We start from the raw sequence: 18,812 nt of genomic DNA, 5'->3' as shown, positions 1-18,812 counted from the left end.
CAGCACGGCGCGAGGCAGCACGGCGCGAGGCAGCACGGCGCGAGGCAGCACGGCGCGAGGTGGTGGCCCTCGTGCCCGGGACCGTAGCGAGGCCGTGGTGGGCGGGCGTGGAAAAGGGTCGTGCCCGGGCTCCGACGGAAACCCGGGCACGACCCCGTGAAACTTCAGCAGTACAGCACTAGCACTTGTTACGCAGCATCGCGGCATCCAGCTCGAACCGCAGCTTGTCGGCCGACTGCCCCCGCTCGGCGGCGGCGTCACCGAAGGCCTCCAGGCGCTTGGCGGCAGGCCCGTAGTTGGCGCTGCTCAGCGACTGCTTCTTGGCCAGCGCCGCCTGGGTGCCCAGGTTCACCTCGTCGGCGATGTCGCGGATCTTGCTCGGCCGGGCGAACGCCAAGTCGACCAACGCGGCCTGCACGGACCGGGGCAGCTTGTCGAAGCTCTCGATGCCCCGGCGCGTGACCAGTTCCTTGGCCTCCTCGTACGAGACGTCGAAGAGCGCGTTCACCTGCTCCTCGGTCAGCTCGCTGGCCCCCGCCTTGAGGTCGTCGAACGCCTTGCCGGACTTGACGTCGTCCAGCTCGGACGGCGCCGTGGTCTCCTTCAGGATGCCGGTAATGGTGGTCCGCGCGTCGCCGCGGTTCATGTCGAAGCCGATCCCGATGGTGACGCTGGTCCGGGTCTTGCCCTTCTTGGTCTTCACCGTGACGGTCTCGGCCTTCGTCCGCACGCCTTCACGCTTGATCAGCATCTGCTTGACGCTGCCCTTGTAGAGCGTGGTGAACGGGCAGCGGGCCTGCTCCTCGGTGAGGTCGGACATGGTCTCCTCGGCGCCGGTCGCCGTCTCCTCCGTGCCCTCCTCGATCTCGTCGGTGTCGGTGTCGGTGTCGTCGGCCGTCTCGGTGTCGTCGGTCTCCGTGGTGTCGCCGGTGTCCGTCTCACCGGTGTCGGTCTCGCCGGTGTCGGTCTTGTCGGTCACCTCGGTGCCGTCGGCCTGCTCCACATCGGAGTCGGTGCCGGCGTCGTCGTCGGACTCCGTGGTGGTGGAGTCGTCGTCGGCCTCGGTGGTCGTGTCGTCCTCGCCGGTCTCCGAAGACGTGTCCGAAGAGGTGTCGGAAGAGGTCTCCGAGGAGGAGCCGTCCGACTCCGCGGGGTCGTCGGCCTCGTCGGCGACGCTGATCTCCTCGGATTCGGCGTCCGCCGCCGCCGAGTCGGCGGCCTTGCTGGTGGGGGCCGCGGCCGCGGCGCTTTTCTTGGCCGCCGCCGCCTGCACCATGGCCAGATCCGGGTCGTCGGTCCCGAGCTGTGCCGTCGCGACCCCTATGGTGAGCCCCGTTCCGCCGAGCGCCAGCACGCCGGCCAGGGCGGCGTACGTGATGCGTCGCCTTGAGCGAATATGCATTTAGTGCCTCCGTGAGGGACTTGGTCCGTCGGACCTTCCTGAAGGCCTTGTTAGGGCTCCGCACGTTGACCAGCCAGGGGGTTTTGTCCGAGATCGTCCAGTAGTCGCCCATGGCGCTCCGCCACATGGCCAGAGGACGGCAACCGGAAGCGTCCAGCCGCCGTACGACATGCGTGGACATCGCCGTACACGCAGGACACCGCCTCTATCCGCGACCCGGTCAGGAACCGTGGGCGCCGGAGTGATGGCGTCCTGCTGAGACCTCGGTGACGATGGGTGCACGTCCGCCTGGTGGCCGGGGGCGGCGCCGGTCCGGCGGGGGTTCAGGGCTCCCGCTGTGGTGGCGGTCGCGCTGGGTGTCGTGGGTACGGCCGTACGCCTGGACGCGCCGTCGGACGGGGCGTGGTGCTGCTGGGCTGGCGGCCCGGCGGCGTGGAGCTGCCGCCACCAGGGGCTACGGTCCCGTACGACGTCGTGCGCGACCAGGCGGCAGGAGAGCGCGACCACCCGACCGGCGCGCACGAGCGGGCGGCCGTCATACCCGTCCCGATAGAACGTCTCGGCGAGTCTGCTGGGCAGCACGTGCACCGTCACAGCCGGGCTGCCGGTGCTCGCCCTGGCACCCGGCGTGCCGTGGGCGTGGGTGGCCGGCGCGGTGCCCGCCGGTTAGCCGTACGCCTTGGCGACGCCGTCGAGCAGGTGCTCCAGGGTGTCGTAGGACGGGATGTCGACCACGTCGATGAGGTCGGCCGCGACGCGTACGTCATGCTGCGCGGCCACCTCGGCGAAGCGGCCTGCGTCGCCCGAGCGGAACCCGTGCCCGGCGGCGAGCCGCTGCAGTCGCAGGTCGGTGCTCAGCAGGCGGCCGAGGCGGTCGCCCGAGGGGCCGAACGGCACCAGCGTGTGCTTCGACAGCACCGTCGGCGACGGGTACAGCAGCACCATCCCCGGCTTGAGCTGCCCGCGCGCGGCGGCGTCCACGAACTGCGCCTCGTAGATCCAGACCAGCGGCGATGGGCCCATGCCGACCGTCAGGTACTCCTCGAACGGGCCCTCCGAGGTGTTGTCGGTGTATCCCTGGCCGGTGAAGAGCGGTGTCAGCAGGGGCAGCACGGCCCTCTCCGCGGCGGCGCCGTGCACGACCTTGCCGCCGTTGGCGACGTAGCTGGTGATGGCCAGGTACATGGCGGCGGAGTTGGAGGTGCGGGGGTCCGTGGTGGAGATCAGGATGTTCTTGTCGACCGGGTACGTGGAGTTGCCCTTGAGCTGGTCCCACTTCTGGCCCGAGGTGACCAGGTCCAGGTGGCGGCTGACGTCGAACGTGGGGACCGGGGTCTGCTTGACGACGTTCGCCTTGGTGAGCAGGTCGGCGATCGGCTGGAACGTGGCGATCGCCATGGGTGAGGAGAACGGCGTGTACTTGGTGCTGACCTTGCGGCTGCGCTGGATGTACTCGGCCGCGGGGGCGCTGGAGGGGAAGGCGAAGTCGTAGCCGGTGAGGTCCATGGAGGTGGCGATCTGGCGGGAGCCCGCCGTCTGGATCTCGACCTTGAGGCCGTGGGCGGCGAGGGCCTCGACCACCTGCGGGTCCTCGAAGAAGGCCTGCTTCTCTGAGCCGATGACGCCACGGACGGTCGTGAGGGGGGCGGCTGAGGTGGTCTCCTCCTGGCCGAGGTTCACGACGACGAGGACGGTGGCGAGCACGGCGACCGCGGCGCCGGCACCGATGGGGAGCAGCAGCTTGCGGCGAGGCGTTCCCGCCGAGGGCGTACCTGCCGAGGGTGTTTCGGCCGCCGGGGATTCGGCGGGGGCCTCGGCGGCCGTGTCCGCCTGTGGTGGGGCGTTCAGCTCGCTGCGGGCCAGGCGCTCCGCCAGGACGGGCACGAAGTCCCGGACGGGAAAACCGTCGAAACCGCGATATGCGGCCTGCATCACCCGCTCGACGTGCTCGGCGGAGTGGGTGTCCGCGAAAACCTGAACCAGGTGATCGGTGGTCCGGCGAATCGCCTGTTCCTCGCGGAGGTTATCGACACTCACCAATTTCTCCCCGACGTCGCATTTGTCGTATTTCACGGCAAGCCATCAGGCCTGCCCGAGCGCCGGGACCTCACCATATAGGCATTTTCGGTCGTGCTGATAATCATGACCGCTCTTTATGTGAAAGAACAAAAACGACATCTCGCGAAACTGATTGTTCATCATCGGCGGCTTTTCGTTCACTCCGGCAGGCCGACGAGCCGGGCGCTGTCGTCCCAGAGCGCCCGCGCCTGCCCGGCACCGCGTGCCGCCTCCGACGGATCCGGCCACGTGAGCCGTGCGTGCCGCAGCGCGGCGTAGACGTGCCCGTCCGGCGGCGCGGCGAGCTTGAGCGCCAGGTCGGCCAGCGCGTCCCCGACGGCGGTGCGGCTGTTGAGATGCGGGTTCAGCCTGCTCAGCGGCCGGCGCAGCACCGGCGAGCCCAGCACCGCCCAGGCCGCCCGCAGGGGGAGGCGCAGGTCCTTGGCCAGGCCCGTCCCGAACACCTGCCCCGGATCGTAGGCGACCACGGACAACCGCCTCCCCCCGCCGTCGCGGCCGGCCGCCAGTGATCGCGCGGTGAGCACCGCGCACAGCTTGGAGGCGGTGTACGCGTGTTCTCCCGCCTTGGCCGGGCGGAGGTCCAGACCGGGATCGCGGTCGGGGTGGGCCAGCAGGCGCGCGTCGGCGTGACGCGGCGGGGTCAGGCTCGCGCCCGTGGCGGGGTCGTGGGTGCCGCTCGTGGTCAGCACGACCACGGCCTTGTCCTCGAGAACGGGCAGGAGGAGGCGGGCGAGCAGGTAGGGGGCGAGGTGGTTGACGGCGAACGTCGTCTCGAAGCCGTCCGTGGTGCGGCCGGTGACGTCGGGGAGGATCATCCCGGCGTTGAGCAGCAGCGCGTCCACGGAGGTGCCGCCGAGAAGTTCGCGCAGGGAGGCGGCGAAGGCGCGTACCGAGGTGAGCCGGGCGAGGTCGAGCGGGAGCAGCTCGACGGCGCCCGCCGGCCGGAAGGTGCCCGAGCCCGAGCCGGCGCCCGCCGGCCGGAAGGTGCCCGAGCCCGAGCCCGGCCCGGCGCCCGCCAACCGGAAGGGGCCTGAGCGGCGGCTGCCCAGGATCAGCCGGACGCCGCCCGTCCGCGCCAGCCGCCCGGCGGCGACGGCTCCGAACCCCGAGGTGCCCCCCGTCATCACGATCGTCGACACGTCGCCACCCCGCGTCACACGAGCCGGCGCAATGTCTCGCCGATCCCCGTAGGGCAGGCGACCCGCCGATCCCCGGCGGGCCGCAGCAGCCCGCGCTCCACGGCGTCGTACATCTCGGCCAGCTCCCGCGCGAGCTGCGGCGGCAGACCGGCCTCCACCATGCTGGGTATCCACTGCTCCCGCGGGACGGTGACCACCTGAAGCGGCCGCCCCAGCACGGCCGCCAGTTCCCCGGCCACCTGCCGCTCGGTGTAGGACGGCGAGTCCAGGTCGACGACCTCGCTGCGGGCGGGCGGCGTCAGGAGGGCTTCTGCCGCCACCCTGCCGACGTCTCGCGTCGCGATCATCGGGACGGACGTGTCGGCCGAGTCGCCGAAGACCGGGTAGACGCCGGCCCCGCGTGCGGCGTTGAGCACGGCCTCGGCCTTCTCCTGGAAGTGTCCCGAGCGGACGGCGGTCAGCAGGACGCCGGTCTGGCGCAGCGCGTTCTCCAGGTGGTGCAGCCAGCGGACGGGACCGGTGCCCTCGGCCAGCTCGGCGCCGAGCGACGAGAGCATCACGACGTGCGGGACGCCGCTGTCACGGACCGCGCCGGCGATGGAGCCGACCAGGGCGCGGTGTGCGGCGTCGTCGGCCGCCGGGTCGGTGGGGAGCATGACGAACGCGGCGCGGCAGCCGCGGAACGCCTCCGCCAGGGCCGCCCTGTCGCCGAGGTCGGCGACGGACGTCTCGGCCCCGGCGTCGATCCAGGTCTTGGCTGCGGCCGGGTCGCGGACGACGGCCCGCACCCGCTCGCCCCTGGCCAGGAGCTCCCTGGCCGCCGCGCCGCCGACGTGTCCTGTCGCTCCGGTGATGGCGTACATGTGCTTCCTCCTGCGGTCCGGTTGGGATGGCTCCAGTGAAGTCGCGCGGGGCGGGAGGCTCCATATTCGGGACGCTCGCTTCCCTGTCCGCGCGTCTAGGCTGAGGGCGTGGACCCGCTGGCCGACCTGCTCGATGGTGTCCGTGCCCGCAGTGCGGAGTTCTGCCGGGCCGTCCTGGAGCCGCCGTGGGCGCTGCGCATCGCCGACGGGGCCATGCTCACGCTGGCGACCGCGCTGCGCGGGCACGCCTGGATCGTGCCCGACGGGGGCGAGCCGGTGCTGATGCGCACCGGCGACGTGGCCATCGTCAAGGGCCCGGACCCGTACACGATCGGCGACGACCCGGCCACCGAGCCGCACACGATCGTCCACGCGGGCAACCGCCTGACCACCATGGACGGCGTGGACGTCACCGAGGAGCTGCGGCTCGGGCCGCGGACGAGCGGGCTGGCCCCCGACGGGTCGGCGATCGTGGCCAGCGGCACCTACCAGGTCAGCGGCGACGTGAGCGGCCGGTTGCTGAACGCACTGCCGCCGATCCTCGTCGTGCCGCGGCCGGGCGCGCAGGAACCGATCATGGAACTGCTGGGCCAGGAGCTCAGCGGCGAGGGGCCGGGGCAGCGGGTGTTCCTCGACCGGCTGCTGGACCTGGCGCTGATCTCGACCCTGCGTGCCTGGTTCGCCCGGCCTGAGGCGCGGGCGCCCGGCTGGTATCGGGCGCAGAGCGATCCGCTGATCGGCCCGGCGCTGCGGCTGATCCACGACGATCCGGCCCGCCCGTGGACGGTGGCCGCGCTGGCCGGGAAGGTGGGCGCGTCACGGGCGGCGTTCGCGCGGCGGTTCGCCTCGCTGGTCGGGGAGCCGCCCATGGCGTACCTGACGGGCTGGCGGATCGCGCTGGCGGCCGACCTGCTGCGCTCGCCGGAGACCACGATCGAGGCGGTCGCCCGGCATGTCCGCTACGCCAACGCGTTCGCGCTGAGTGTGGCGTTCAAGCGGGTGCGCGGCGTGTCCCCGAGCCGCCACCGCGCCGGCCTCCCACGGTGACCCGCGCAGGTCACCACGCCGGCCTCCCGCAGTGGCACGCGCATGTCACCGCGCCGGCCTCCCGCGGTGACCCGCGCAGGTCACCGCGCCGCTCTCCTACGGTGACGTGCGCGTGAGGGTGAACCAGTTGAGGTACCAGCCCGCCTCCCCCGCCGGCGCGGAGATGGTCAGGGTGTTCTCGCCGGGCGCCAGCGTCAGCGCAGGGCCGGTCGTCACTCCCCAGCCGCCCTCGGCAAGAGTGGTGGCCGGGTAGGTGGTGGAGCCGGCCTTGACGTGGATGCGGCCGGTGGCCGCGCCGCGCATGCGGGCCCGGTACGCGATCGTGTACTGCCCGCCGCGTGGCGCGAACACCTTGTACGTGACGGGCGTCCCCGGGTGCCCGGCCGTGCCGGTGTCGTCGGCGAGCACCCGCCCCTCGGTCTGGTACGAGTTGTCCGCCCCCTTGTCGGCGCACTGGGTGGTGCCCCACCCCCACAGGCACTTGTGCACGTAGGCGTGCGAGTCGACCTTGATCGTCGTCCCTTGGGTCAGGGTGGTGGCGGTGGTCGCGGTGTGCTCGGCCTCGATCGTGACGCGCTGTCCCTGCTCGACGGGCAGCACGGCCGGGGCCGGGTCGAACAGGGCGCCGGGGTCGGCGGTGACGAGCCACTGGTCCAGCTCGGCGTAGGCGTTGTCGCTGCGGCACGGCCCCTCGACCGGCGCGGCGCAGCTCGGCGCGACCCGCTGCCCGAGCCAGTAGAAGAAGCGGCCGGAGGCGTCGAAGCCGCCGAGCCGGGTGTCGGTGATGGACTTGCGGGACGGGTCGGCGGGGTTGGCGCCGACGGGCAGCCGGGAGCGTCCTGGGTCGGCGAAGGAGCCGATGGTGAAGGACATGGCGCGGCCCTGGCCGCTGGTGCGGATGGCCAGCATCTCGCCGCCGGCGCCGAGCGTGACGAGGTCGCCGTTGGCCGGGTTGTACGCGACGCCCGTGGCGGGGCCGGTCTCCGCGCCCTGGAGGAGGTCGTAGTCGGGCGGGCAGGTCAGGCCCCACACGGTGGTGCCGCCGGCGGTGGAGGTGTAGGCGTCCCAGGTCTTGGCGGGGTCGTGGGCGCAGCTCTGGCCGCCGATGTTGTCCTGCCCGGCCTGGCGGGCGTAGACGGCGAGCGGGCCGTTGCCGAAGCCGCGGCTGCGGCGGATCCACAGGTTGCCGTCGCCGTCGTAGGCGCTGGCGCTGTAGCCCCAGAACTCGCCGCCGCCGTTGCGGTCGCCGGCGATGAGGGGCGCCGAGACGGGGGTGATCGTCCCGGTGGCGGCGTCGTAGCTGAACTCGACGACGGGGTTGTGCACGTTCCAGGCGTCGAAGACGGCGGTGAAGCGTTCGTCGCCGAGCGTGCCGGTGGGGTCGGCCTCGACGGCGAGCACCGACAGGTCGGCGTAGTCGTCCGGGGCGGCGGTCTGCGGGTTCGGGAAGCGGGGAAGCTGGTAGTGGCCGCGGATCCGGGCGGTGTACCGGCCGCCGGCGTCGGGGCCCTCCACGCGCAGGACGACGATGGCGCCGTTCTTGTTCGCGTCGCCGGTGCCGGAGGTGTACTGCGCGACCACGATGTCCTGGGAGGCGGGCAGGAGCGACATCTCGTTCATGCCGCGGCAGTAGGGGGCGGAGCCGCCGCACGCCGCCTGGCCGAGGGTGGCGCTGGAGTCGCGCAGCTGGGCCGCCGTCCACTGGTTGCCGTCCGCGACCTGCCAGTGCCCGCCGGTCTTGGTCAGGACGCCGAACGTCGGCCAGACGCCCTGCCCGTCGTGGCCGCTCTGGTTGGGCGCGAAGACGGTGAACGCGATCGCGTCGCCGCCGTCGATGGCTTGCAGGTCGGCGATGGAGCTGCCGCCCGGCGAGGCGGGCGGGTACCTGCCGTGGGTGGCGCCGGTGGTGGAGCGGATCCGGATGTTCTCGTACGCGCGGCGCGCCGGGTCGAAGGACATGATCACGCTGTCGTCGGCCGTCGGGAAGAAGAAGACCGCGTTGTGGTCGAGGCCCGCCGTGAAGATGGTCCCGTCGGCTGCGACCGCGGAGAAGAACGCGCTCTGCCCCGGCGGCACGTCCCATCCGGCGACCGGGGAGGCGCCGATGGGCTGGCCGGTGGGCGCCGTGCCGCCGTCGGTGAGCGTGCCGAACGTGCCGGGCGCGCCGTAGACCTGCACGGCCCGCGCGGGCGAGACCTGGCCGCAGCGCTGCGCGGCCTCGGTGATCTTCGCGGTGTAGACGAGCTTGCCGGCGAGGTCGAGGTGCAGGTTGTCGGTGTCGAACCAGGGGTGCGCGGCGCCGTGCTGGTGCTGCTTCGCCTCGGCGGCGAAGTCGAGCAGGGTGAAGGAGTCGGAGCCGTCGGCGGCGGCGATCCAGCGCAGCACGTCGTTGAGCGTGGTGGCCGCGGCGGCGTAGTTGGCGCTGTAGACGTTGCCGTGCTCGGGCGCGGTGATCGCGACCAGGCAGCCGGTGCCGGCGATCATCTCGCCCAGCACCGCCAGGAGCTTGTCGTACACGGCCGCCCAGCGGGCGTCGCGCTCCTGCTGGGTGGCGCCCAGCGCGACGTGCAGCGCGTCGTTGGCGCCCAGGGCGACCACGAACCCGCTCGTCTCGTGCTCGGTGAGCCCGCGGAACTCGTCGAGCAGGTAGCTACCGGCCTTCGCCAGGCCGGCGCCGCCGCCGTCGGTCCAGCGGCGCCCGCCCTGCCCCTCGACCTCCGCGAGCAGGCCCGCGGTGTTGAGGTTGCCCTCCACGTAGCCCTGGACGCCGTGGGCGGCGTTGTAGCCGGAGTCGTTGAGCTGCTGCACGAGGCTGTCCCCGAGCACCGCGATCCGCGGCTGACCGGGCTGCCCGTGCGCGTTGGCGTACGGCGACAGGTAGATCTGGCAGCCCCCGTCGGGGGCGACCAGCCGCGGCGACAGGTACGTGGCGACCGGCTGGCCACCGACGCCGGCGAGCGTGCCGGTGACCTGCTGGAACGGCGCCGCCTGCGGGGTGCTCGGCGGCCACTGGGCGGGGACGTTGTCCCAGCGCAGCTCCCACTGCGACCCGCCGGCGTCGGCCGTGCCCGAGCCGTCGGTCCTGGTCAGGCCGGTCACCCTGGCGAGCGGGCCGTAGACGGAGTCGGACACCGTCCAGGCCGCCCGCCAGGTGACGCCGCCGGCCGTGCACGCGCTCGACCCCGCCGCCGTGTCCGCCCAGGCGGGAGCGGCTCCCGTGGCGAGGACGAGCAGGAGGGCGACTAAGGGCACCAGGAATCGCGACGACATGGCCATCGACCGCCTCGGGACGGGGGTTTGACCGGGACTGTACGTCGCGTCCAATAGGTCGCCTAGACCTAAAGGCAGCGGGACGGGCTGCGGGGGCGGCAAGATCGGACCTGACCGTCCACCTCCGGCAAGGGAGCGCATGACCGTGACCGCCGCGTTCGACCCCGTCCGGCCCCTGATGGGGGTCGAGGAGGAGTACTTCGTCGTCGATCCCCGCACGCGCGAGGTCGCGCCGGGAGCCGGGCCGGTCGTCCGGCGGGCCGCCGGGGAGCTCGGCGACCTGGTGTGCACCGAGATCACCCAGTTCCAGGTGGAGGCCAAGACGCCGCCCGTCGCCGGCCCGGCGGAGCTGGAGCGGGAGCTGCGGCGCATGCGGGACGTGGTCGCCGCCGCCGCGCGGGCCGAAGGGCTGGCCGTGCTCGCGTCGGGCACGCCCGTGCTGGGCGACGCGGTGCCGCCGCCCATCACCGAGGACCCCCGCTACGACCTCGGCATCGAGAACTACCGGGCGCTCCACGACGAGCAGGCCATCTGCGCCGGTCACGTGCACGTGCACCTGCCGGAGCGGGAGCTGGCGCCGCTGGTCTGCAACCATCTGCGGCCCTGGCTGCCCGCGCTGATCGCGCTCATGGCCAACTCGCCGTTCTGGACGGGCCGCGACACCGGTTACGCGGGCTGGCGGGTGCTGTCCTGGAGCAAGTGGCCGGTGGCCGGGCCGCCGCCGTACCTGGAGAGCCTGGAGCACTACGAGAGCGTGGTCGCGGCGCTGAACGCGAGCGGCGCGCTGGTCGATCCGGCGACCGTCTTCTGGGACGTGCGGCCCTCGCCGCGGCTGCCGACCGTGGAGGTGCGGGTGACGGACGTGCCCGCCTCGGCGCGCGAGTCGCTGCTCCTGGCGCTGGTGGTCAGGGCGCTGGTCACGGTGTCACTGGGGCGGGTGCGGGACGGCGATCCCGGGCCGCGGACGCCGGGCGAGCTGCTGCGGGCGGCGTACTGGCGGGCGGCCAGGGACGGGCTCGACGGGCACGGCGTGGACCCGCACACCGGGCGGGCGGTTCCGGTGGCGGAGATCGTGGCGGGACTGCTGGAGCACGTGCGGCCCGCCCTGTCGGACAGCGGCGACCTGGAGGCGGTCGCGCGGGAGTGGCGGTGGTTGCGCGAGGCGGGGAGCGGGGCCGCCAGGCAGCGCGCCGCGCTGAAGGCGCGCGGTTCTTTCGAGGGCGTGGTGGACGATCTGGTGGAGCGCTTCCTCTCCTAGACGGGCAGGTGCTCGGACAGGAAGGCGCGCAGCGGGGCGACGTGGCGTACCGGGTCCTGCCAGCGGGCTTGCAGGTCCTCCAGCAGGTGCCGCTCGGCGACCTGTTCGCCGCCCCGCCAGACCCGGACGACGGGATGCAGGAAGGCGCACTCGTCGGCGCGGTCAGGCGTCGGGTGCCGGCGGATGGCGAACACGTCGGGGTGCCGGTCGCGCGGGCCCCAGCGCAGGGTGACGGTGAGCAGCAGGTCCTCGCCGGTGAAGCGGGAGACGGCGTAGTCCTCCGGCAGATCCTCGTAGTGCCGCGCCGTCCGGCTCGCCGCGTCGATGACGTACGCGTCCGCCAGGTACTCGAACTGGGTCCACAGCGCCGAGCTGTGGTTGACGCGGCCGAGCACGTCGTCGGTCAGCAGGCCGGCGTCGGCGGGCAGTTCGCGCGAGCGCAGCGGCACCCCGTCGTAGCGTTCGCGCAGCAGCGCGGCCAGGGTGCGCAGGTTGTAGCGGAAGCCGTCGATGAACGCCGAGGAGGCGCGCTTGAAGTCGCGGGCCTGCATGAGGGTGCCCGCGAAGTACAGGCCGTCCACGTCGGCGGACTGGAAGTCGGGGCGGATGGCCGGGATGCGGCCGTTCGGCGCCAGCTCGGGCCGGCAGGACTCGTCGAACAGGCCGGTGTCCATGGTGAAGCCGGTGCAGCGCAGCACGGCGTCGTAGTCGAGCACCGCCTGCTCGCCGTCGGCCAGCGTGTACGTGATCGCGGCGCGGAAGCCGCCGTCCTCGCGCCAGATCCGGTCCACCGTGCACTCCAGCACGGCGTGCAGGGTCTTGAACCAGTAGCTGTCCAGCAGCGCGCCGTACTGGCCGCGCACGTGGCCGGGGTGCTTGCTGGTCCAGGTCAGCCGGACGGGGCTGGGGCTGGCCAGGTGGATGACCGACGCGTACGGCAGCAGCGCCTGGGCCGTCTCGAACGCCGAGTTGCCCTTGCCGACGATGAGCACCCGCTTGCCTGCGAAGTTCTCGCCGCCGGCCGGGACGTCCTCGTAGCCGGTGGCCAGCTCGATGCCGGGGATGGCGGGCACGTGCGGGCCGCCGAACCCGGTCGCCACGATCACGCAGTCGGCGCGGTAGACGTCGCCGTCCGTGTGCACCGTGAAGCGGCCGTCCTGTTTGTCCACCCGCAGCACCGGCGTGGAGTAACGCACCCGCAGGTCGTGCACGCGCTGGAAGTCGGCGAGGTAGCGCAGCAGGTCGTCGGCGTGCGGGAAGTACTCCTGCGAGTAGCTCGGGAACGCCAGCTCGGGGCCCTCGTTGAGCAGGGAGTTCCAGTCCCAGCGGAGCTGGATCTCGCGGTCCTTCTCGCCGGTGTGGACCTTGTTCAGCGAGATCAGCCGCCGGTGGCGCGGGTAGCGGCGGAAGAAGCCGCCGGGCGAATCCTCCCGCTCCAGCGTGACGTAGTCGGCGCCGGCCCGCTGCAGGAAGTGGCTGAGCTGGAGCCCGCCGGGGCCCGCGCCGATGATCAGGTAGCGGTGGTCGTGCGTCACCCGGCGTGTCCCGCCTGCTGCGGGGCGGGATGACCGTAGCCGTGCTCCACGATGCGCTCGGCGGAGGTGGCGTAGAAGCCAGGGTCGTCGGGGGCGTGCGTGGCCAGGCCGTCCACGTACCTGTTGAACATGCAGAACGCCGCCGCGATCAGCACGGTGTCGTGGATCTCGCGATCGGTGGCGCCCTCGGCCCTGGCCGCGTCCACCAGGTCGCCGGTGACCTCGCGGCCGCTCCGCCGCACGGCGGCGGCGATCGCCAGCAGCGCCCTGAGCTTCAGGGAGATCTCGGTGCCCGCCTCGCCGGCGCGTACCCGGTCGACCAGGTCCATGCCGCCGGGCAGCTGGGCGGCGGCGAACGCGGCGTGCGAGGCGGTGCAGTAGCGGCACTCGTTGAGCCCCGACACGTACGCGGCGATCAGCTCCCGCTCGCCGCGCGTCAGCGTGTTGTCGCCGCGCAGCAGCGCCTCGGCCAGGGCGTTCAGCGGTCCGGCCGTCTCGGGGCGGAAGGCGAAGAGGCCACGAATTCCGGGCTCACCAGAATCGATGGTGATGTGGGGCATTAATGCTCCTCATTTTCGGCCGGTCGGGTCGGTCACCTCCTGCATGATCGGGTGGTCGCTCATCCACTGTCAACGTCCCCCTTTTCTCCATTTATGCGCCCATTCCGGACGGCTTCTTGTTTTGCGGATCTACGCAGCGTAAGGTCGCGAACGGCCCATAAGCCCTGTTTGCGATGGACGGAATCCATGACCGAACATTCCAGCATCACTGTCGCCAGCGGTTTCTACGACGCCCTCGCCAAGGGCGACTTGGACGTACTGCGAGACCTCCTCACCGACGACGTCGTCTTCCACGTCCCGGGCCGCGGCCCGATGGCCAAGGACTACCGGGGCAAGCAGGAGGTGCTCGGCTACCTGGCCCGGCTGGCCGAGGCCGCATCCGGCGGGCTGCGGCTGGAGCCGGAGGACTACCTCGTCAGCGGTGACCGCGTGGCCGCGGTGCTGTCGATCCGGGGTGAGCGCGACGGCCGCACCCTCAACGACCACGGGCTGCAGCTCTTCCGGTTGAGCGGCGGGAGGATCAGCGAGCGGACGAGCTACCCGTACGATCCGTACTCGGTGGACGAGTTCTTCGCCTGACGGAGGTCTCGGGCGCGGGCGCCGCACGGAGCCCGCGCCGCGGCTCCGCGGGCTTCTCAGCAGGCCTCCTCCAGCGCGTCGTTCCAGGTGGCCACGTACCCGCCGGTCAGCCGGGCCCGCTCGGCGTAGTGCTCGGGGTCGTCGCAGGCCAGCGTGGCCAGGCCGTCCACGTACCGGTTGTACATGCAGAACGCCGCCGCGATCAGAACCGTGTCGTGGATCTCCTCGTCCGTGGCACCCTCCCGCCTGGCCGCCGCCACGTGCTCGGGCGTCACCTCCTGCCCCCCGCGCTGGACGGCCGCCGCGATCGCCAGCAGCGCCTTGAGCTTGGCCGGGACCGGGGCGCTGTGCAGGTCGTCGCGCACCTGGCCCACCAGCTCCATGCCGCCGGGGACGCGAACCGCGGCGAAGGCGGCGTGCGTGTGGTAGCAGAACCGGCAGTGGTTGAGCGACGACACGTAGGCGGCGATCAGCTCGCGTTCACCCCTGGTCAGGGTGCCGTCGCCGCACAGGAGCACCTCGGAGAGCAGGTTCAGCGGTTGCGCCGCCTCCGGGCGGTAGCGGAACAGGCCGCGAATTCCCGGCTCGTCCGAACGTAACGTGATGTGAGCGGATCTGCCGCCGGCGTGATTGACGAATTCGCGCCAGCGCGGTGACCCATTCACGGAATTGCGGTTATCCAAAAAAGTGACGTTGGTCATTTTGTGCCCTTCGTCGTCGGTCGGTGTTACGGCACTTTCAGTGTGCGGTGATCAGAATGCGGGAAGGGGGTCGCGGGCGGCCAGCAAGGTGCAGGCCGGTGACCGCTTCCTGCCATCGGCGGGCGGACGGGCCTGCGCCATGGCGCGGATCACCGCGGGCCAGGCGGTGGAGAGCGGGTCGAGGAGGGCGAAGTGCCCGGCGTCCTCGATCTCGGTCAGCTCGGCCCCCGCCCGGATCGCGAACCTGCGGCTCATGTCCACGGGCACGAGCCGGTCCCGAGCCCCGTGCACGAGCGCCAGGCGCACCGCGGAGGCGGGCAGGGCCGCGAGGGCCGGCCCGGGCGCGGGAGCGGGTGGCAGCAGGCGGGCGGGGTCGGTGCGGGCGAGAAGCTCCGGGCGGCCGTCCACCAGCCGCACCGCCGCCCCGTCGCCCAGCCCGCTGGTGTACGCCTCCCCCAGGTCCGACAGCGCCGCCAGCCCCACCACCGCGTCGATGGCGGGCTCACCCCGCCACGGGCAGGAGGCCGGCAGCCGGTGGCGCAGCGCCGACCAGAGGGCCAGGTGCCCGCCCGCCGAGTGCCCCGCCACGACGATCCCCCGCCGCTCCCGCGCGACGAGATCGACCGCGGCGGCCACGTCGTCGAACGTGCCGGGATAGCCGCCGCCCTCCTGCCCGAGCCTGCGGTACTCCGGCACGTACACCCGGTGCCCGAGGGCGGCCAGCGCGGCGGCCATGGGGCGCGCGTGCGTCCTGTCGTAGCGCGACAGCCAGAACCCGCCGTGCAGCAGGACCACCGCCGGCGCCGTCTCCCGTGGCGGGAGGTGGACGTCGATGACCTGGTCGGGGTGCGGGCCGAAGCGGATGACGCGGTCGGGGTCCCTGACGGTTCTGGTCAGCAGCTCGTGGAAGGACATGCGGCGAGCGTAGGTCGCGGCGGTGGCGTGGCGCCCTGGCCCGGCGTGGCAGGAAGGTGCCGTGCCGGTGCAGCAAGGGGACCTGGCGGGACGCTGCCCGGGGCCGTGGGGGTCGCGCACCATGGTCGGGAGCGTGAAGCCACGTCAGGGGAAGGCACTGCCATGTCAGGATCTGGCACCGCAACGACGCCCGGTTGGGCGGTCCGCAAGGTCACGGTGATCGGGTGCGGGTTGATCGGCACGTCGGTGGCGCTCGCCCTGCGGCGGGCCGGCGTGCGCGTGGCGCTCGCCGACCGGGATCCCGGGGCGGTGGCGACGGCCGTGAGCAGGGGCGCGGGGGTGCCGCTCGAGGTGAGCGCGTCAGCGGAACCTGGCGCGGCCTCGCCTGCCGATGTGGTGGTGATCGCCACGCCGCCCTCCGCCGTGGTCCCGATGTTGCGGTGGGCGCAGGAGCGCGGCCTCGGCGTGCTCTACACGGACGTGGCCAGCGTCAAGGCGCGGTTGCTCGCCGAGGCCGAAGCCGCCGGATGCGACCTGGAGAGCTTCGTCCCCGGCCACCCGATGGCCGGGCGCGAGTCGTCCGGGCCGGCCGCCGCCAGCGCCGACCTGTTCGAGGGGCGGCCGTGGGCGGTGTGCCACCATCCGGCGCTGTCGCCGCACGCCGTCAGGGCCGTGACGACGCTGGTGACGGCGTGCGGCGCCCGGGTGGTGCCGATCGAGCCGGAGGATCACGACCGGGCCGCCGCCGCCGTGTCGCACGCCCCGCACGTGGTGTCGTCGACGCTGGCGGCGCGGTTCGCGGGGTCGGGTGAGGGGGCGCTGGTCCTCGCCGGGCGCGGGCTGCTGGACGTGACGCGGGTGGCGGGCGGGCCGTCCGGGCTGTGGCGCGACATCCTGGAGCACAACGCCGAGCCCGTCGCCGACGTGCTGGAGGCCGTCGCCGGTGACCTCAACTCCGTGGTGGCGGCGCTCCGCTCGGCCGACCCCGCGCTCCTGGGCGCGCTCACCGACGTGCTGGGCGCGGGGAACGCGGGACGTTCGCGCATCGTCAGCTCCTGGCCGGGCACGGCGGGCGGGCCGCACGGCAGGCGGGAGACGGCCGCCGCCGGTTGACGAGGAGAGCACACCCATGGCGCGCCCTCACACGTACAGCGTGTGCGGTGGCAGGCCGCACAGCGTGCGGCCGTACAGCTCGGCCCCGGTGGCCGGATGGGTCAGGCTGTGCAGTGACAGCGTCCCCAGGTCGCGGGCGATCCGGTGCAGCGGCTCGTCGTCGCGTACGGACGTCTCGTCCCCCGCCGCCGCCAGCGTGTCGGCCGCCAGCCGCCCGAGCCTGCACACCTCCCCCGCCTCCGCCCGCGCCCTGGCCCGCTCGGCCAGGCTCCAGTCCTCGCCGCGCGCCGCCTTGCCGTCGAGGAGCCCGGCGAGGCGGCGCGTGTGGAACTCCGCCTCGTCGATCTTCATGGTGGCGTCGGCGACCCGCAGGTGGGTGGTGGGCGCGGCGGCGCGGCTCTCGTAGTCGGTGTCCGCGAGCCTGCCGTACGTGACGCGCTCGTCGAACGCCTCACGGGCGGCCTGGGCGAGGCCGAGCGCGGCGCCCGCGGCGCAGACGGAGGCGAAGGGCACCAGCGGCGCGTGGGAGGCGGAGCCGCGCAGGGCGTCGCGCAGCGGAAGCACGCGGTGGGCCGGGACGAACAGGTGGTCCGCGACGACGCCGGCGCCGCCGCAGCCGCGCAGCCCCGGCGTGTCCCAGCCGCCCACGAGCTCGAGGTCGGACGTCCGGGCGAGGGCCAGGACGTGGGTGGGCCGGCCGTCGGCGCCCACCCGCATCGCGGCGATGAGCTGCCACTGGCTGTGGGCCGCGCCCGCGATCTGCCCCCACCGGCCGTTGATCTCGATGCCGCCGCCGGTCTCGAACGCCATCGCGGTGGGCCGCAGGGTGCCGCTCATGCGCACGTCGCCGCCGCAGAACACGTCGTCCTGCGCCTGGCCGGGGAACATCGCGCAGGCCCATGCCGCGCTCCACGAGGCGGCGGCGGCCCAGGCGGCGGCGCCGTCGGCCCCGGCCAGCTCGGCCGCGACCGCCGCGACGGTGCCCGCGTCCGCCGCGTAGCCGCCGAAGCGGGCGGGCACGCACAGCCGGTACACGCCGGCGAGCGTCATGGCGTCCAGGGTCTCGGAGCGCAGGGTCTCGGAGCGCAGGGTTTCGGAGCGCGGGGTCTCGGAGCGCGGGGTCTCGTGGTGCGGGGTCTTGGGGGGCAGGGTCTCGGGGTGCGGGCCGCCGTCGCGTCCGGCCTGGGCGGTCTTGCCGCGCAGGGCCCGCGCCAGGTCGGCGGCGCGGGCGACGAGCTCGGCTCCGCTGGGGGTCGGGAGCTTCAGCATCGCGCCTCCTCGCCGGGCGGCGTTCCCGTCGTCGGCGGCGCCCGCGTCCCGCGCCCGCCCGTCGTCAACGAGGCTCGCATCCCGCGCCCGCGCGGACATCTTCCAAATTGCGCTGTTCCGGGCCGGGCACGGCGCGAGAACTCCGCATTCCGGCAAGCGGTTACCGTCGCTGCAAGGGGAATCCGAACGGAGTTCATCATGCGACGTATTCGCGTTTCGAAGCCCACCAAGAAGCCCGCGCCCACCTCGCTCGACCTGCGCACACCGGCCGGCAAGAAGCTGCCTTTCTAGGCTGGCAAGAAACGGCGACAGGAAGGCAGCTTCCTGCCGCCGTACCACCTTCCGGCGGCATTCGCCCCAGGCGGATCATGAGGGAAAGCCGAGATAATACGGGTGAGCTGACATGACGATTGTTGCGGAATTCGAGCCTTATCCGATGCCGGACACGGGAGAGCTTCCCGAGAACACCCCGCCGTGGACGCCCGATCCCCGGCGTGCCGTGCTCCTGTTGCTCGACATGCGCAACAGCGTGCTCGACGCCTTCCCGCACGGCGAGGCCCCGCTGCGCGACCTGCTGAGGAACGTCGCCGAGTTGCGCGAGCAGTGCACGCGGCTGCGCGTCCCCGTGGCGTACGCGGCCCAGCCCGGCCTGATGACCGAGCAGCAGCAGGGCCTGCTCAAGGACTTCCAGGAGGAGCGCGGCCCGCGGCTCGACGCGGCGCAGCGGCGCTTCCCCGACTGCGTGGCGCCCAGGCCGCACGACTGGCTCATCGCCAAGCGGCGTCACAGCGCCTTCCACGAGTCCACGCTGCTGTGGCGGATGCGCGAGTCCGGCCGCGACCAGCTCGTCGTCGCCGGCGTGTACGCGCACGCCGGCGTGCTGGCGACGGCGCACGACGCCTTCACCCACGACATCCAGCCCTACATCGTGGCCGACGCCATCGCGGACCGCACCGCCGCCGACCACCTGCAGACGCTCCGCTTCGTGGCCGGCTCCTGCGGGGTCACGCTGACCACCAAACAGCTCCTGTTCCAACTGCGCACGCTCTGAGATGCCGCGTACCGCGCCTCGATTCAGGCTG

15 protein-coding genes are annotated in these 18,812 nt (G+C 73.0%); 5 read left to right on the top strand and 10 right to left on the bottom strand.

The features are described from left to right. Positions 1-178 precede the first annotated feature (178 nt). The 4 genes from FXF51_RS02980 to FXF51_RS02965 form a co-directional block, all read right to left on the bottom strand. Positions 179-1,402: a hypothetical protein gene (locus tag FXF51_RS02980; RefSeq protein WP_148432638.1), complete on the bottom strand. Its 1,224-nt coding sequence runs from the start codon at positions 1,400-1,402 to the stop codon at positions 179-181. Positions 1,403-2,068: 666 nt separating this feature from the next. Then, positions 2,069-3,439, bottom strand: coding sequence for a three-helix bundle dimerization domain-containing protein (locus FXF51_RS02975; RefSeq protein ID WP_262379253.1), 1,371 nt, complete (start codon positions 3,437-3,439; stop codon positions 2,069-2,071). A gap of 179 nt (positions 3,440-3,618) precedes the next feature. Beyond that, entirely contained in the window at positions 3,619-4,620 is a 1,002-nt protein-coding gene (locus FXF51_RS60455; protein WP_222871093.1) for a hypothetical protein, read from the bottom strand. Between the two features lie 14 nt (positions 4,621-4,634). Continuing rightward, positions 4,635-5,483 carry an NAD(P)H-binding protein gene (locus tag FXF51_RS02965; protein WP_148432636.1) on the bottom strand — a complete coding sequence of 283 codons (849 nt, stop codon included), beginning with the start codon at positions 5,481-5,483 and terminating at the stop codon, positions 4,635-4,637. A 108-nt stretch (positions 5,484-5,591) separates the two neighbouring features. Here FXF51_RS02965 and FXF51_RS02960 point away from each other — a divergent pair, with 108 nt between their 5' ends. Next, a complete protein-coding gene (locus tag FXF51_RS02960) occupies positions 5,592-6,530 on the top strand; it encodes an AraC family transcriptional regulator (RefSeq protein ID WP_148432635.1) in 939 nt (312 codons plus the stop codon). 96 nt (positions 6,531-6,626) lie between these two features. Here FXF51_RS02960 and FXF51_RS02955 read toward each other — a convergent pair whose 3' ends face one another. Continuing rightward, a complete protein-coding gene (locus FXF51_RS02955) occupies positions 6,627-9,800 on the bottom strand; it encodes a hypothetical protein (protein WP_148432634.1) in 3,174 nt (1,057 codons plus the stop codon). 139 nt (positions 9,801-9,939) lie between these two features. On the opposite strand from FXF51_RS02955, the gene FXF51_RS02950 reads away from it, so the two are divergent. After that, a complete protein-coding gene (locus FXF51_RS02950) occupies positions 9,940-11,058 on the top strand; it encodes a glutamate--cysteine ligase (protein ID WP_148432633.1) in 1,119 nt (372 codons plus the stop codon). Here FXF51_RS02950 and FXF51_RS02945 read toward each other — a convergent pair. Beyond that, a complete protein-coding gene (locus FXF51_RS02945; RefSeq protein WP_148432632.1) occupies positions 11,055-12,593 on the bottom strand; it encodes an NAD(P)-binding domain-containing protein in 1,539 nt (512 codons plus the stop codon). The genes FXF51_RS02950 and FXF51_RS02945 overlap by 4 nt on opposite strands. Further along, positions 12,590-13,153, bottom strand: a complete 564-nt coding sequence (locus FXF51_RS02940; RefSeq protein ID WP_148432631.1) for a carboxymuconolactone decarboxylase family protein — start codon at positions 13,151-13,153, stop codon at positions 12,590-12,592. The genes FXF51_RS02945 and FXF51_RS02940 overlap by 4 nt, the downstream gene beginning before the upstream one ends. A 186-nt stretch (positions 13,154-13,339) precedes the next feature. On the opposite strand from FXF51_RS02940, the gene FXF51_RS02935 reads away from it, so the two are divergent. Beyond that, a complete protein-coding gene (locus FXF51_RS02935; protein ID WP_187414135.1) occupies positions 13,340-13,732 on the top strand; it encodes a nuclear transport factor 2 family protein in 393 nt (130 codons plus the stop codon). Positions 13,733-13,788: 56 nt separating this feature from the next. On the opposite strand, the gene FXF51_RS02930 is transcribed toward FXF51_RS02935, so the two are convergent. Next, positions 13,789-14,397, bottom strand: coding sequence for a carboxymuconolactone decarboxylase family protein (locus tag FXF51_RS02930; RefSeq protein ID WP_262379251.1), 609 nt, complete (start codon positions 14,395-14,397; stop codon positions 13,789-13,791). 87 nt (positions 14,398-14,484) lie between these two features. Beyond that, entirely contained in the window at positions 14,485-15,348 is an 864-nt protein-coding gene (locus FXF51_RS02925) for an alpha/beta hydrolase (protein ID WP_187414134.1), read from the bottom strand. 162 nt (positions 15,349-15,510) lie between these two features. Here FXF51_RS02925 and FXF51_RS02920 point away from each other — a divergent pair, with 162 nt between their 5' ends. Further along, positions 15,511-16,461, top strand: a complete 951-nt coding sequence (locus tag FXF51_RS02920) for a prephenate dehydrogenase (protein WP_148432627.1) — start codon at positions 15,511-15,513, stop codon at positions 16,459-16,461. A gap of 27 nt (positions 16,462-16,488) precedes the next feature. On the opposite strand, the gene FXF51_RS02915 is transcribed toward FXF51_RS02920, so the two are convergent. Next, the gene (locus FXF51_RS02915) at positions 16,489-17,730 is read right to left on the bottom strand and encodes an acyl-CoA dehydrogenase (protein WP_148432626.1); all 1,242 of its coding nucleotides are present in this window, start codon (positions 17,728-17,730) and stop codon (positions 16,489-16,491) included. A 436-nt stretch (positions 17,731-18,166) separates the two neighbouring features. On the opposite strand from FXF51_RS02915, the gene FXF51_RS02910 reads away from it, so the two are divergent. After that, complete coding sequence (locus FXF51_RS02910; protein WP_262379250.1) at positions 18,167-18,781, top strand: isochorismatase family protein; 615 nt, start codon at positions 18,167-18,169, stop codon at positions 18,779-18,781. The last annotated feature ends 31 nt before the right edge of the window (positions 18,782-18,812 follow it).

The organism is Nonomuraea sp. PA05 (genome assembly GCF_008086045.1).
Lineage (GTDB): Bacteria > Actinomycetota > Actinomycetes > Streptosporangiales > Streptosporangiaceae > Nonomuraea > Nonomuraea monospora.
The sequence above is the reverse complement of the archived record's forward strand: the minus strand, read 5'-3'. Positions and strand labels throughout refer to the sequence as shown.

Excerpts from the sequence above, each read along its gene's own strand:
- FXF51_RS02980 (WP_148432638.1), bottom strand. The coding sequence starts at position 1,402 with ATGCATATTCGCTCAAGGCGACGCATCACGTACGCCGCCCTGGCCGGC.
- FXF51_RS02965 (WP_148432636.1), bottom strand. The coding sequence starts at position 5,483 with ATGTACGCCATCACCGGAGCGACAGGACACGTCGGCGGCGCGGCGGCC.
- FXF51_RS02955 (WP_148432634.1), bottom strand. The coding sequence starts at position 9,800 with ATGTCGTCGCGATTCCTGGTGCCCTTAGTCGCCCTCCTGCTCGTCCTC.
- FXF51_RS02950 (WP_148432633.1), top strand. The coding sequence starts at position 9,940 with ATGACCGTGACCGCCGCGTTCGACCCCGTCCGGCCCCTGATGGGGGTC.
- FXF51_RS02940 (WP_148432631.1), bottom strand. The coding sequence starts at position 13,153 with ATGCCCCACATCACCATCGATTCTGGTGAGCCCGGAATTCGTGGCCTC.
- FXF51_RS02935 (WP_187414135.1), top strand. The coding sequence starts at position 13,340 with ATGACCGAACATTCCAGCATCACTGTCGCCAGCGGTTTCTACGACGCC.
- FXF51_RS02925 (WP_187414134.1), bottom strand. The coding sequence starts at position 15,348 with ATGTCCTTCCACGAGCTGCTGACCAGAACCGTCAGGGACCCCGACCGC.
- FXF51_RS02920 (WP_148432627.1), top strand. The coding sequence starts at position 15,511 with ATGTCAGGATCTGGCACCGCAACGACGCCCGGTTGGGCGGTCCGCAAG.
- FXF51_RS02915 (WP_148432626.1), bottom strand. The coding sequence starts at position 17,730 with ATGCTGAAGCTCCCGACCCCCAGCGGAGCCGAGCTCGTCGCCCGCGCC.
- FXF51_RS02910 (WP_262379250.1), top strand. The coding sequence starts at position 18,167 with ATGCCGGACACGGGAGAGCTTCCCGAGAACACCCCGCCGTGGACGCCC.